Annotated in this window: 11 protein-coding genes; 7 read left to right on the forward strand and 4 right to left on the reverse strand. The window is 48.0% G+C overall.

Features of this window, described 5'->3' with window-relative positions; genetic code table 11:
* Positions 1-5: 5 nt before the first annotated feature.
* The 6 genes from ACR0QT_RS06885 to ychF all read left to right on the forward strand — a co-directional run bounded on the left by ACR0QT_RS06885 (position 6) and on the right by ychF (position 4792).
* Entirely contained in the window at positions 6-440 is a 435-nt protein-coding gene (locus tag ACR0QT_RS06885) for a DUF1934 domain-containing protein (protein ID WP_432630090.1), read from the forward strand.
* 470 nt (positions 441-910) lie between these two features.
* Complete coding sequence (locus tag ACR0QT_RS06890; protein ID WP_277118561.1) at positions 911-1348, forward strand: RNA polymerase sigma factor; 438 nt, start codon at positions 911-913, stop codon at positions 1346-1348.
* Positions 1335-1586 carry a helix-turn-helix domain-containing protein gene (locus tag ACR0QT_RS06895; RefSeq protein ID WP_118616155.1) on the forward strand — a complete coding sequence of 84 codons (252 nt, stop codon included), beginning with the start codon at positions 1335-1337 and terminating at the stop codon, positions 1584-1586. The genes ACR0QT_RS06890 and ACR0QT_RS06895 overlap by 14 nt, the downstream gene beginning before the upstream one ends.
* A gap of 397 nt (positions 1587-1983) precedes the next feature.
* Positions 1984-2277 carry an excisionase gene (locus ACR0QT_RS06900; protein WP_330592930.1) on the forward strand — a complete coding sequence of 98 codons (294 nt, stop codon included), beginning with the start codon at positions 1984-1986 and terminating at the stop codon, positions 2275-2277.
* 143 nt (positions 2278-2420) lie between these two features.
* Complete coding sequence (locus ACR0QT_RS06905) at positions 2421-3641, forward strand: tyrosine-type recombinase/integrase (RefSeq protein ID WP_432630091.1); 1221 nt, start codon at positions 2421-2423, stop codon at positions 3639-3641.
* A 53-nt stretch (positions 3642-3694) separates the two neighbouring features.
* A complete protein-coding gene (ychF, locus tag ACR0QT_RS06910) occupies positions 3695-4792 on the forward strand; it encodes a redox-regulated ATPase YchF (protein ID WP_432630092.1) in 1098 nt (365 codons plus the stop codon).
* 126 nt (positions 4793-4918) lie between these two features.
* On the opposite strand, the gene ACR0QT_RS06915 is transcribed toward ychF, so the two are convergent.
* From ACR0QT_RS06915 to ACR0QT_RS06930, 4 genes are all read right to left on the reverse strand, one after another.
* Positions 4919-6187 (reverse strand): diaminopimelate decarboxylase, encoded by a 1269-nt coding sequence (locus ACR0QT_RS06915; protein WP_432630093.1) that lies wholly within the window; start codon positions 6185-6187, stop codon positions 4919-4921.
* Positions 6188-6465: 278 nt separating this feature from the next.
* Positions 6466-7902 (reverse strand): pyruvate kinase, encoded by a 1437-nt coding sequence (pyk, locus tag ACR0QT_RS06920; RefSeq protein WP_432630094.1) that lies wholly within the window; start codon positions 7900-7902, stop codon positions 6466-6468.
* 25 nt (positions 7903-7927) lie between these two features.
* Positions 7928-8788: a hypothetical protein gene (locus ACR0QT_RS06925; RefSeq protein ID WP_432630095.1), complete on the reverse strand. Its 861-nt coding sequence runs from the start codon at positions 8786-8788 to the stop codon at positions 7928-7930.
* A gap of 109 nt (positions 8789-8897) precedes the next feature.
* On the reverse strand, positions 8898-9839 hold the full coding sequence (locus tag ACR0QT_RS06930; protein WP_432630096.1) for a magnesium transporter CorA family protein: 942 nt from the start codon (positions 9837-9839) through the stop codon (positions 8898-8900).
* 465 nt (positions 9840-10304) lie between these two features.
* Between ACR0QT_RS06930 and ACR0QT_RS06935 the strand changes: the two genes are divergently transcribed.
* Positions 10305-14561: an acyl-CoA dehydratase activase-related protein gene (locus tag ACR0QT_RS06935; protein WP_432630097.1), complete on the forward strand. Its 4257-nt coding sequence runs from the start codon at positions 10305-10307 to the stop codon at positions 14559-14561.
* Positions 14562-14573: the final 12 nt, after the last annotated feature.

The following is a 14573-nucleotide window of genomic DNA, read 5'->3' on the forward strand; positions in this document are numbered from 1 at the left end:
AAGGAATGAAAGATATTCAAATCTCTATTTTTAGCATACAGGATATTGGATATGACCGTGAAGGGATTTTGACTAAAACAACCGGGACATATTCTTTTGAAAATGGATACCACAAAGTCCACTATTGTGAGTTGGACGAGCATGGAACTGCTACTGATAATATACTGTTATTTTCAAATGAAAAAATGGAATTGAGTAAAAGCGGTTCTGTTGCTGCACATTTTCTTTTCATGTCTTTGGAAAATACATATACGGAGTATTTGACTGTCTTTGGAAAATTTGTATTTGAAATAGAAACCGAAAATTATCATTTAGAAATAACAGAGGGACAAATTACAATAAGGCTGATATATAAGCTATTCAATAATAATCAGTTGTTTTCAAAATACGAATTATCTATTTGCATTTGCGGCGAACCACCATTCGCTTTAAACCAATAATTTTATTAGTCTACTTAATCTGCCGGACGACGGCAAAAGAAAAAAAGCCGTCGCAGAGCAGATATATTTTCACGCGCGTATGAAGCGGCGGCTTTGAATTTCAGAGCCGCCGTTTCTTTGCGTTTACACAAACCTATGACGACTTGCAGGGACACGGTAGCCGATTGGAGGTTATTTTACCGTGTCCGTTTTGGTTATTCATAGTACCCATGAGTTACATCAATTAAAAAAAGCGTAGCTCCCCCTCCGGGTAATTCCGACTATGAATATGAACTGACAATTCAATATATTAGCTTTGCTATTTCCTATGCGTTTGTCCGCGTTTTGCGGGCAGGCGCATTTTGTCGTTTTGGAGAAAAATTTTCAAATTTTTTCTCTGAATGTTTGGCACATTCCCCGCGCCATTTGTTGAGGGGTTACGAAAGGGGAAATCATCACCCGCTTTCGCGGTTGCGAAAGGAGGTGATACCATGAATGAACCTAATCGTACCCAATGGCAAATCCGATGTGCTTTTAACGGGTTTTGCAAGCGGACGTTGAAGAATGAAGCTATCAACGCCCACGGGGAAATCAAAAGGCGGCAGCTACAAGAAGTTTCATTTTCTGACCTAACTCCGCAAGAGGAAAATCAGCTTTACACCTACGACACTTACTTTGAACATGATGAAGCTGAAAAGTCCTTTTGTGTGGCAGGCAAAGAAATAACTGCGAAGCTGCTTGCCGAAGCCCTGCACAGCTTGCCGGACGACAAACGAGAAGCCGTATTGCTGTACTACTTTTTTGAAATGAACGACGCGGAAATTGCAAAGCTCCGTGATGTTCCGAGAAGCACGATACAGTATCGACGGACAAGCTCTTTTGAACTGTTAAAACGCTATTTGGAGGAACGCGCCTATGACTGCACATAATGGTAACACCGAACAGGACGAACGCGGCTTGTTACCGTACCCGGTAATCATAGCCGCAACAAAAGGCGACCCGGAAGCTATGAAGATTGTCGTACAACATTACGAAAGCTACATAGCGTCCCTGTCTATGCGGAAGCTCATTGACGAGCGCGGTAATACCTACTATGGCATAGACGAGGACATACGCGACCGTTTACGGTCAAAGCTCATGCGGGCTGTCCTTTCATTCAAGGTATAAGGTAGACCCGGCAGCGTCCCCCCCTTTCCGCTGCCTATCTCTATCCTGCCTTTTTGTTCCTTGACAAAGAAAGCGACGCAAGATAACGGCGACGCAGCATAGGGCAAATCAGATACGTTCCTCTTACGCCGAGCCATACGGCGGGTGCGCCATGACTTCCCCAAAGGGAATGAGCGACCAACACCGCGCCGTGAAATAAGTGTAGCAGCTTATGGGCGACGACACGCAAGATACATAATGATACTCCCTTATAGCCATAGTCCGAGCGTTCAAAGCGTCGCAGGCAATGGGTAGGGCTGCGCGAGAACCGCGCAGGGGTGAAACTCCCGTGAGATTGTAGCTAACAATCGTCTGATTAAAGCTCTTTTTTATAAAAATTTGAAAGGGGAAAAATCCTATGAATGATAAAGAACGAAACACCCCTTGCAATTTGCAATATAAAGGAGTGTCAATCAATGGCAGCGAAGAAAATGAGTTGCCGTTATGTATGGAAAACAAGGTGCGAGTACCTATCCACCTTAAACTGACATTAACAATAAAAGAAGCTGCGGAGTACAGCAATATCGGTATAAATAAAATAGACACCCTGTTAAAGCAACCTAATTGCCCGTTTGTACTTTTTGTAGGAACACGGAAGTTAGTAAAGCGACGTGAATTTGAAGAATATATCCGACGAGAGTTAATTATATAGAACTTCTACCAACAACTGCTACAAAAAATTCCTGTTTGTACCGCTACAAAAAATTCCTGTTGAGATTGAAAAAGCAGAGTCCTTATGCTATAATATATAGTTGCGTTGGACTCTTTTTTTGAGATAAGAAAGGAGTCCGATAAATGGGCAAAAATCTAAAAGGTAAAGAGTGCGGCAAAGGCATTTACCAAAGAAAGGACGGTTTATACTCCGCAAGATACTACGCAAAAAATGGCAAACGCAAAGAGAAATACTTTGAAACATTGCCGGAAGCGAAAAACTGGCTTGCTGACGCAAGATATGAAGAACGGCATAATCTTATTGTCACTTCTCCCGATATGACAGTAAATAAGTGGTTTGAATACTGGATTGAAAATATTGTTTGCGACCTTGCACCGAACACAAAACGGAATTATCAAGAACGCTACAAATGGAATATTCAGCCAGTAATCGGGGCTATGTGTATAGCTGATGTAAAGCCCATGCACTGTAAAGCTGTTCTTAACCGAATGGAAACCACCTATGCAGGCTCAACCATTCGGCAGGCTTATATCACAATGGGAACCATGTTGAAATCAGCAGTTATGAATGACATTATCGCCAAACACCCTATGAACGGTGTACGCTATACGAAACCTGTTCGGGCGGTAGACGATATTAAATACTTGACTGTTGATGAACAAGAGAAATTTCTTGAAGCAGCGGCGCGGTCACATAATTACCGACAATATGCGTTGCTCTTGGAAACAGGATTGAGAACGGCAGAATTGATTGGTTTAACATGGGACTCTATTGATTGGAAAAAGCGCACGTTGACTGTCAGCAAGAGTTTAGAGTATCGGCACAGTCAAGGGTATTGGCGAGCAGGACCACCTAAGACACAGAAAAGTTATCGCACCATTCCGCTTACTGACAAAGCATATTCTATTCTTAAAAGCTGTTATGATGAAAAGGACAGCCGGAAAGAGTCTGAAACGCTGTCGCAGATTTTAGAGTATATCGACAGCAGGACAGGAGAAAAGAAATGTCTTATTATGCACGATTTAGTGTTTGTCAACTGGCGTACTGGTGAACCTGCAAAAAACAGTTCTTATGACACACACTTATACAAATTGTGTGATGAAGCGGGTATCAAACGCTTTTGTATGCACGCCTTACGACATACTTATGCTACACGCGCGATTGAGCGCGGCGTACAGCCTAAAGTGCTGCAACAGCTATTAGGACACGCAAGCATTAAAACAACTATGGACAGATACGTCCATGTTACGGACGAGTCACTGGTAAATGCCATACGCCAATTTCAACAGGCTACGCCACCAGTCACAAAAAAAGGGCGTAAAAAGGGCGTACAAGAAATCTAAAGAAAGGCGAAAACCCCGATAAATCAAGGGTTTTCGGACAGGTAAAACATAAAATGAAATTAGGTATTGTGGGACTGCCGAACGTCGGCAAAAGCACGCTCTTTAACTCTTTGACTAAGGCTGGCGCCGAGTCCGCCAACTATCCGTTCTGTACAATCGATCCGAACGTCGGAATCGTAACCGTACCGGATAAGCGTCTGAAACTTCTCGGAGATCTCTATCACTCCAAGAAAGTAACCCCGGCAGTCATCGAGTTCGTAGATATCGCCGGACTTGTAAAGGGTGCATCCAAGGGCGAGGGACTTGGAAACCAGTTCCTTGCAAACATCCGTGAGGTAGATGCAATCGTTCACGTTGTTCGTTGTTTCGAAGACCCGAACGTCATCCACGTTGAGGGATCTGTTGACCCGATCCGCGACATCGAGACGATCAACCTCGAGCTGATCTTCTCTGATCTGGAGATTCTCGAGCGCAGAATCGCAAAGACCACGAAGTCTGCATTCAACGACAAATCTCTCGCAAAAGAACTTGAGGTCTTAAAGGAGCTGAAGGCAATCCTTGAGGATGGCAAGCTGGCAAGCAGTTACGAGAACGATGACGAGGATGTCATGGCATTCGTCAACTCCCTGAACCTGCTGACCTGTAAGCCGGTTATCTTTGCTGCTAACGTAGGCGAGGACGATTTGGCAGACGACGGCGCAAACAACGCTCACGTTTCCGCTGTCCGCGAGTACGCAAAAGAGAACAACTCTGAGGTATTTGTCATCTGTGCCCGCATCGAGGAGGAGATCTCCGAGCTCGACGACGATGAAAAGCAGGAGTATCTCGATGCCCTTGGTCTCGAGGAGTCCGGTCTTGACAAGCTGATCGCAGCAAGCTACCGTCTGCTCGGTCTGATCAGCTACCTGACTTCCGGTGAGGACGAGACCCGTGCATGGACCATCAAAATCGGCACAAAGGCACCTCAGGCAGCAGGAAAGATTCACTCCGACTTCGAGCGTGGATTCATCCGTGCAGAGGTTGTAAACTATCAGGATCTGCTCGACTGCGGAACTTACGCAAAGGCAAAAGAGAAAGGTCTTGTAGGACTGGAAGGAAAAGATTACGTTGTAAAAGATGGCGATGTTATCCTCTTCCGCTTCAATGTATAATCATTTACAGATTCACTGTATGCGCTGATGGCGCGTCCCTATATGGCAAATATGCAAAAACGGACAGAAGACTTAAAAATCTCCTGTCCGTTTTTTGTTCTATTAAATTGATAATTAAGTAGCCCCTTACAGATACTTCTTCATCATATCACAGCAGTCCAGAGTTGCAAAATAATCCTTCGCAGTCTCGGCTCTGCGGATCATCTTCACACTGCCGTCTTCCTTCAGAAGCAGTTCTGCAGATTTCAACTTTCCGTTGTAGTTGTATCCCATCGCAAATCCGTGAGCACCGGTATCATGGATCACGAGCAGATCCCCTCTCTCGATCTCCGGAAGCATACGGTCAATCGCAAACTTATCGTTGTTCTCACACAGAGAACCAACTACATCATACTTGTGATCGCACGGCTCATTCTCCTTACCCATCACCGTGATGTGATGATATGCACCGTACATAGCCGGACGCATCAGGTTTACTGCACAGGCATCCACGCCGATATACTCCTTGTAGGTGTGCTTCTCATGGATTGCACGGGTTACGAGACAGCCATACGGAGCGAGCATGAAACGTCCCATCTCGGTGTAGATTGCGACATCTCCCATTCCTGCCGGAACCAGAGTCTCCTCGTAAACTTTGCGAACACCCTCACCGATCACAGCGATGTCATTCGGCTCCTGATCCGGGCGATACGGAACACCGACACCGCCAGACAGGTTGATGAACTTGATGTGAGCGCCAGTCTCTTTCTGGAGACGAACTGCCAGCTCAAACAGAACCTTTGCGAGCATCGGATAATACTCATTTGTCACGGTATTGCTTGCAAGGAAAGCATGGATTCCGAACTCCTCTGCGCCCTTTGCCTTGAGGATCTTAAATGCCTCAAAAATCTGCTCGGTCGTCATTCCGTACTTGGAATCGCCCGGGTTGTCCATGATGTCGTTGCTGATCTTGAACATTCCACCCGGATTGTAACGACAGCTGATCGTCTTCGGGATATATCCAACTGCCTGCTCTACGCTCTCGATATGGGTGATGTCATCAAGGTTGATGATTGCACCGAGATCATTTGCCAGCTTGAACTCCTGAATCGGGGTATCGTTGGAAGAAAACATGATGTCATGTCCGGAAAATCCAACGGCATCAGACATCATCAGCTCGGTTGCGGAAGAACAGTCCGTTCCGCATCCGTAGTCTTTCAGAATCTGAAGAATGTACGGGTTCGGAGTTGCCTTTACTGCGAAATACTCCTTGTATCCCGGATTCCATGCGAATGCCTCTTTCAGACGCTTTGCGTTCTCGCGGATTCCCTTTTCATCATACAGATAAAACGGGGTCGGATAAGTCTTTGCGATTTCCTCTAACTGTTCCTTTGTCACAAATGGTTTCTTCTCCACTTTTGTATCTCCTCTCAGATTTATTTTCTGTTTTTTACTTTGTTTTCCGGTTTCTTGTTTCCTGTTTCCTTTTTTGCCTTGTTTCTTCGCTGTTTCTTCGCTGTTTCTTCGCTGTTTAATTCTGTTTTGTTGCTCAAAACGCAAAAAGCCCGAAACAGGCTTCAATCGGTATGATTGTAACCTATAACGGGCTTCTTTGTCCAGTTCTATTTCATTATACCTAATATAACTCAAAGTAGAAATTCTTCTTCCCTCTCAACAGAGGAATCTACTGAGAATTACTCCACCACTACAACACGCATGATGTTCGTGTAAGCAGCCGGCTCGTGGCGATCTGCCTTATTTACAACGCCAGCGGTCACAACAGCGACATCTCCGGAAGAGAGCACGTTCTTCTCCTTCAGAGTCTCTAAGGAGGACTCGATCAGAAGGTCGGTGGAGTCTGCGCGTCTTGCCTCATACGGCTTTACGCCCCAGTACAACTGCATCTGGCGAACGGTCGTAGCGTTCGGGGACAGACCGATGATCTGAGCTGCCGGTCTCCACTTGGAGAGCAGGCGGGTTGTAAATCCGGTGATCGTCGGAGCGATGATTGCCTTTGCCTTCAGATCATGAGCGGTTGCTACGGAAGAATAGCAAACTGCGTTAGAGATATTGTGCTCGTTCTCTGCGCTTACCTTACGCTGACGATATGCATTGTAGTCAAGGAACTGCTCAGTTGTCTCGCAGATCTGTGCCATCATCTTCAGAGCCTCTACCGGGTACTTACCCATTGCAGTCTCACCGGAAAGCATAACAACATCGGTTCCGTCGTAAACAGCGTTTGCAACGTCACCAACCTCAGCACGGGTCGGACGCGGGTTGCGGATCATGGAATCAAGCATCTGAGTTGCGGTGATAACCGGCTTGCAAGCCTGATTACACTTGCGGATCAGCTCCTTCTGGATGTGCGGAACCTGCTCCGGCGGAATCTCTACGCCCATGTCTCCACGAGCTACCATGATGCCGTCACTTGCCTCGATGATCGCATCCATGTTCTCGATTCCCTCTGCGTTCTCGATCTTGGAAATGATCTGGATCTGAGAACCAGCCTCGTCGAGGATTGCGCGGATCTCACGAACAGCATCTGCGGTACGGATGAAGGAAGCTGCGATGAAATCGAAGCCCTGCTCGATACCAAACTGAATGTCTGCCTTATCCTTCTCAGTCAGTGCCGGAAGTTTGATCTTGACGTTCGGTACGTTTACACCCTTCTTCTCGCCAAGCTCACCGCCGTTTACAACCTTACATACGATGTCGGTTCCGTTTACTTCCTGAACGAGAAGCTCGATCAGACCGTCATCGATCAGAATGCGGTTTCCAGCAACTACATCGCTGTTCAATCCATCATAGTTAATATAAACCATCTGGCTGTCGCCCACGATCTCGCGGGTAGTCAGGGTAAAGGTCTGTCCCTCTGTGAGAGTCACTTTTTTCCCATCTTTCAAAAGACCGGTACGAATCTCAGGTCCCTTGGTGTCCAGAACTGCAGCGATCGGGAGACCGGTCTCTTCGCGAATGCTCTTAAGCATATCAAGACGCATCTTGTGCTCCTCGTAATCTCCATGAGAGAAATTGAAACGGGCAATATCCATTCCATTCTCTGCCAATGCCTTCATCACGTTACGGTCATTGGTATTTGGTCCCATGGTGCAGATAATCTTTGTCTTCTTCATAACGACTCTCCTTCTATATATTTGGTCAATGCTCCTCATCTTTCGTCACATGTTTATGTGTGTAAAGATGATCCTGACAGTACTCATAATCCCCTTCGCACTTTGAACAGTAGCGGAATTCCAGATTTGGGTCATCCAGCTCTGTGCGCCCGCAAACAGCACAGCGATGGCGTGCCTTTCCGGGAGTCACAATCTTCGTGGCTTCTTTTTTGAAATTCTGCCGGCGCCGGATTTCGCTCGGCGCATACCGTCTGTTACTCTTATGATTGTTGCGTGTCAGCAATATAAAAATAATCACATTCGCCAGAGACATGATGATCTCCAGTCGTGTGCTCAAGGGTCCAAACACAAAACTGTACAGATAGACTGCACACTCTGCCACGGCAAGCCATTTTGCCTTGATCGGCAGAACAAAAAACAGCAAGAACTGCGCATCCGGAAAATAGATCGCAAATGCCAAAAAAATCGAAAAATTCAAAAATCCGGTCGTCATGACGACGGGCTGTCCCAGCAACAGATACACAACGAGGCTTGCAAGCACCTGTCCGATCACGCCCATAAAGAAAAAGACATTAAATCGGAAAGCACCCCAGATATTCTCGAGCGTCTGCCCCAGACTGTAATACATGAACAGCGCAATCACTCCGACAAACACACTCGTCATCTTCATACTTCCGATCGCCGGAGGATAAATCAGGAAGGTGACGATTCGCCAGATCTGTCCGTGGAGAATCGCAATCGGATTCAGACACAGATAATCCCAGTAAAAATAAGGCTGAGCCATATAGAGCACCAGCCCGATTCCATAGAGAATCACAATATAATACATCAGATTCTTTATGGCATATCTCTGATATTTTCGTTCCAAATCATAAAAGAACTTCATTCAGTGAGTTTCCTTTCTTAATTAGAAGAGATCGTTCTCTAAAAAATTTCTCTAAAAAACTTTCCCTAAAGAACTTCCCCTAAAGAAAAATTTCCTTGAAAAGATTGTTTTAGAAAAGATCTTTCTTGGAGAAAATCCATGCGACCACTCCGGTCAGAATCAGGCTGATCGCCATTACAATCCAAAATCCATATGGAACCGTAGAAAACGGCATCCCGGTCGGACTGACATTCATTCCGTAAAAGCTCGCAACCATCGTCGGAATTGAGAGCACAATCGTGATCGTCGCCAAAAACTTCATCGCGATATTCAGGTTGTTAGAGATGACGGAGCCGAACGCATCCATCATTCCTCCCAGAATTCCGTTGTAGATATTCGCCATCTCGATTGCCTGCTTGTTCTCTATGATAACATCTTCCAGCAGTTCCGTATCTTCCTCATACTTCTTGATTCGCTCACTCTTCATCAACTTCTCAAGAACCACCTCGTTTGAACGAAGGGAGGTTGTGAAGTATACCAAGCTCTTCTGAAGTTCCAGAAGCTCAATGAGTTCCCGGTTCTTCTGTGATTTGTGAAGCGTCGTCTCGACTTCCTCACTCTTCTTATCAATAATACGCAGATACTGTAAGTACTGCTGTGCATTCTTGTAAAGAATCTGCAAGATAAATCTTGTCTTCATATGAGTATAAAAGTTTTTTACTCGTCCGTCCATAAATGCGTTGAGTACCGGCGTTTCTTCGAGGCAGACTGTGATAATCAGATCACTCGTCATAATGATACCCATAGGGATCGTCACATACCAGTCTTTTTCATTTCTCTCCTCAATCGCAGGAATATCCACCAGAATCAGGCTGTAATTATCTTCAATCTCAATACGGGAACGTTCCTCTTCATCCAGAGGTGCCTTCACATCATCCGGATCGATCTCATAACGCTCGGCAATCTCCAGAATCTCTGTTGCCGTTGGGTCAATCAGAGAAATCCAGCATCCCGGCGTCGTTTCTTCCGTCTGACGGGTCACACCGTCCTCGGTCTTAAAAATACGAATCATTTCTGTTCCCTGCCTATCTGGATTTCGTAATTATGCAAACATTTCTGTCTGCGACGTTATCATTATAAATTCTGCCTGTATTTTTGTCAAACCCATTGCTTATCATTTTTCAATTTCTAACACATTTTCTATTTTTTCTTCACATTTTTTTTACAGAAGAGTAAATTGTAATCATATCCGTTTTATGTTAGACTAATACTCGTATGCCTTTTGGAATACTTCAATGTACATTTATTCAGATTTTTTATTAACTTTTATAAGATTACTAAAAAATTATCAAATTTATCAAAAAATTATCAAGAAACCTCGCAACAAAACCTGTAATAAGGGAAGGGTAAACTTAAAAAAATAACTGTACATGCTCAAAAGAAAAGGAGGCAGGGGGATTCCCCCGCATATATGAATTCACAGCATAATTTTAAAAACATAACAACGAAAGACCTAAGTGAAAAAACTGAAAACCAAATGAAAACCCCTACAAAAAATCAAACACCTTACACCTTGGGAATCGACATCGGTTCCACAACGGTTAAGATTGCCGTCTTAGACGGTGACAATCACATATTATTTTCCGACTACGAGCGTCACTTTGCCAATATCCAGGAGACGCTCGCTCTTTTACTGAAAAAAGCGAAAGAACAGCTCGGTTCCCTCGATGTTCATCCGAGCATCACCGGATCGGGCGGACTCACGCTCTCAAGCCACTTACAGGTGCCATTCACCCAGGAGGTCGTTGCGGTCGCAACTGCACTTCAGGACTACGCTCCGCAGACGGACGTCGCAATTGAGCTCGGCGGTGAGGATGCCAAGATCATCTACTTCACCGGCGGAATCGACCAGCGAATGAACGGAATCTGCGCCGGCGGTACCGGTTCGTTCATCGACCAGATGGCTTCCCTGCTTCAGACGGATGCCTCGGGTCTGAATGACTATGCCAAGAATTACCAGATGATCTACCCGATCGCTGCCCGCTGTGGCGTATTTGCAAAGTCTGATATTCAGCCGTTGATCAACGAGGGCGCGACGAGAGAAGACCTCTCCGCCTCGATCTTCCAGGCAGTTGTCAACCAGACGATCAGCGGTCTCGCCTGCGGAAAACCGATCCGCGGAACCGTTGCCTTCCTCGGAGGCCCGCTCCACTTCCTTCCGGAGCTTAGAAAAGCATTTATCCGGACACTGAACCTTGATCAGGATCACATCGTTGCTCCGGATCACTCTCACCTGTTCGCCGCAGTCGGTTCTGCGATGAATGCCAAGGAGGACGTGACCGTTTCCCTCGACCACATGATCGACCAGCTCTCCTCCGGCATCAAGATGGAGTTTGAGGTTAAGCGTATGGAACCGCTGTTTGCAACTCAGGCGGACTACGACACCTTCCTTGCGCGCCACGCAAGCCACACCGTAAAGAAGGGCGATCTGTCGACCTACTCCGGCGAGTGTTTCCTCGGAATCGATGCCGGTTCGACGACGACAAAGGTCGCCCTTGTCGGGGAGGACGGAAGCCTTCTCTACCATTTTTATGACAACAACAACGGAAGCACGATTGCAACCGCAATCCGCGCGATGAGCGAGATCAAGGCTCAGCTTCCGGAGACCGCGCACATCGCCTGGTCCTGTTCAACCGGATACGGCGAGGCGCTCTTAAAATCCGCATTCATGCTCGACGAGGGAGAGGTCGAGACGATCTCCCACTACTATGCCGCTGCATTCTTCGAGCCGGATGTGGACTGCATCCTCGACATCGGCGGTCAGGATATGAAGTGCATCAAGATCAAGGACGGCACCGTCGACAGCGTGCAGTTGAACGAGGCCTGCTCCTCGGGCTGTGGCTCATTTATCGAGACATTCGCAAAATCATTAAATTACAGCGTCATCGATTTCGCAAAGGCCGCACTCTTTGCAGAGAATCCGACCGATCTTGGAACGCGCTGTACCGTATTCATGAACTCCAACGTCAAGCAGGCACAGAAGGAAGGCGCAACCGTCGCAGACATCTCCGCCGGACTCGCCTACTCCGTCATCAAGAATGCACTCTACAAGGTAATCAAGATCACAAGCCCGTCCGACCTCGGAACACACGTTGTCGTTCAGGGTGGAACGTTCTACAACGACGCGGTTCTCCGCAGTTTCGAGAAGATCTCCGGCTGTGAGGCAGTCCGCCCGGACATCGCCGGCATCATGGGCGCCTTCGGCGCTGCCCTGATCGCAAGAGAGCGTTGCAACCGCTCAAAGGGAACTTCGATGCTCTCGCTCGACAAGATCCTCGCACTCAAGTACGACACCTCAATGGCGCGATGCAAGGGATGTACGAACCACTGCGTTCTGACCATCAACCGATTCGGCGGTGGTCGCCAGTTCATCAGCGGAAACCGCTGTGAGCGCGGACTTGGCAAGGAGAAATCCCGCAAGGAGATCCCGAACCTCTTCGATTACAAGTATCACCGGATGTTCGACTACGAGCCTCTGACTGAGGATCAGGCACCGCGTGGAACGATCGGAATCCCGCGCGTGCTCAACATGTACGAGAACTACCCGTTCTGGGCGATCTTCTTCAAGGAGCTCGGTTTCCGCACCGTCCTCTCCCCGCAGTCGACGCGAAAGATCTACGAACTTGGCATCGAGTCGATCCCGAGTGAGTCCGAGTGCTACCCGGCAAAGATCGTTCACGGTCACATCAGCTGGCTGATCCGTCAGGGAATCAAGGATATCTTCTATCCGTGTATCCCTTACGAGCGCAATGAGACGCCGGAGGCAGGCAACCACTACAACTGCCCGATGGTCACCTCCTACGCGGAGAACATCAAGAACAACGTCGAGGAACTCGCAGAGAACAACGTTCATTTCATGAATCCGTTCCTCGCATTTACAAATGAGGAGGTTCTGACCCGCCAGCTCATCGTTGAGATCGGAAAGGAATATCAGATTTCCTCCGTTGAGATCCAGAAAGCGGCTCATCTCGCATGGCTCGAACTCTTAAAATCCCGCGAGGATATGGAGAAGAAGGGCGAGGAGACAATCGCATGGCTCAAGGAACACGGCAAACACGGAATCGTGCTCGCCGGTCGTCCTTACCACGTCGATCCAGAGATCAACCACGGAATCCCGGAACTCATCACTTCCTATGGAATGGCAGTTCTGACTGAGGACTCGATCTGCCATCTCGGCGAGGTTGAGCGCCCGCTGATCGTCACCGACCAGTGGATGTACCACTCCCGTCTCTATAAGGCGGCCTCCTACGTCAAGAAGAGTGACTGTCTCGACCTGATTCAGTTAAACTCCTTCGGCTGTGGACTTGACGCCGTGACAACTGACCAGGTACATGATATTCTGACCAAATCCGGAAAAATTTATACGGTGCTCAAGATCGATGAGGTCAACAACCTCGGCGCTGCGCGCATCCGTGTTCGCTCCCTGATCGCCGCCCTTCGCGTCCGCGACCAGAAACATTTCGAGCGCAAGGTCGTATCGAGCGCTTACAATCGCGTCGTCTTCACGAAGGAAATGAAGAAGAACTACACGCTCCTGTGTCCGCAGATGTCCCCGATCCACTTCGAGCTGATTGAACCTGCAATCCGTGCATTCGGCTACAACATCGAAGTGCTCCAGAACGACAGCCGAAATGCGATCGATGTCGGTCTGAAATACGTCAACAACGACGCGTGCTACCCGTCGCTGATCGTCATCGGACAGATCATGGATGCCCTGCTCTCCGGAAAGTACGACCTCGACCACACCGCAGTCTTCATGAGCCAGACCGGTGGCGGTTGCCGTGCATCGAACTACATCGGATTTATCCGCCGTGCACTCGAAAAAGCTGGCATGCCTCAGGTTCCTGTGATCTCGGTCAACGCAAACGGCATGGAGACAAACCCGGGCTTCAACTTCACTCCGGGTCTGATCACAAAGGCCATGCAGGCAGTCGTATACGGCGACGTCTTCATGCGCGTGCTCTATGCAACACGCCCGTATGAGAAGGTTCCGGGCTCTGCAAATGCCCTGCATGAAAAATGGAAGGCGCGCTGTGTCAAGAGCCTCTCGACCCGCTCCGCAGGCATGGTCGAATTCGGCAGAAACCTGCGCGGAATCGTCCGCGACTTTGACCAGCTTGAGCGCACCGGCGAGCAGAAGCCGAAAGTCGGTATCGTCGGAGAGATCCTTGTAAAGTTCTCCCCGCTCGCAAACAACCACATCGTCGAACTGCTCGAGTCGGAGGGTGCGGAGGCTGTGATGCCGGATCTGATGGATTTCCTGCTGTACTGCTTCTACAACAGCAACTTCAAGGCCGATCACCTCGGCGGAAAGAAATCCACCGCCCGCCTGTGCAACCTCGGAATCTCCCTGCTTGAGTACTTCCGAAAGACTGCGCGGAAAGAGCTTGAAAAGAGCGAACACTTCACTCCGCCGTCCCGCATCTGGGAACTTGCCGACATGGCTAAGAACTACGTCTCCCTCGGCAACCAGACCGGTGAGGGATGGTTTTTGACCGGCGAGATGCTCGAGCTGATCCACAGCGGTGTCAAGAACATCGTCTGCACCCAGCCGTTTGGATGTCTGCCGAACCACATCGTCGGAAAGGGTGTCATCAAGGAACTGCGCCAGAGTCATCCGGATGCCAACATCATCGCGGTCGACTACGATCCGGGCGCAAGTGAGGTCAACCAGCTCAACCGAATCAAGCTGATGCTGGCAACCGCACAGAAGAACCTCAAGGCGACCAAATAATAATACAAGCAA

Source organism: Brotaphodocola sp., from assembly GCF_050873365.1.
Classification (GTDB): Bacteria; Bacillota; Clostridia; order Lachnospirales; family Lachnospiraceae; genus Brotaphodocola.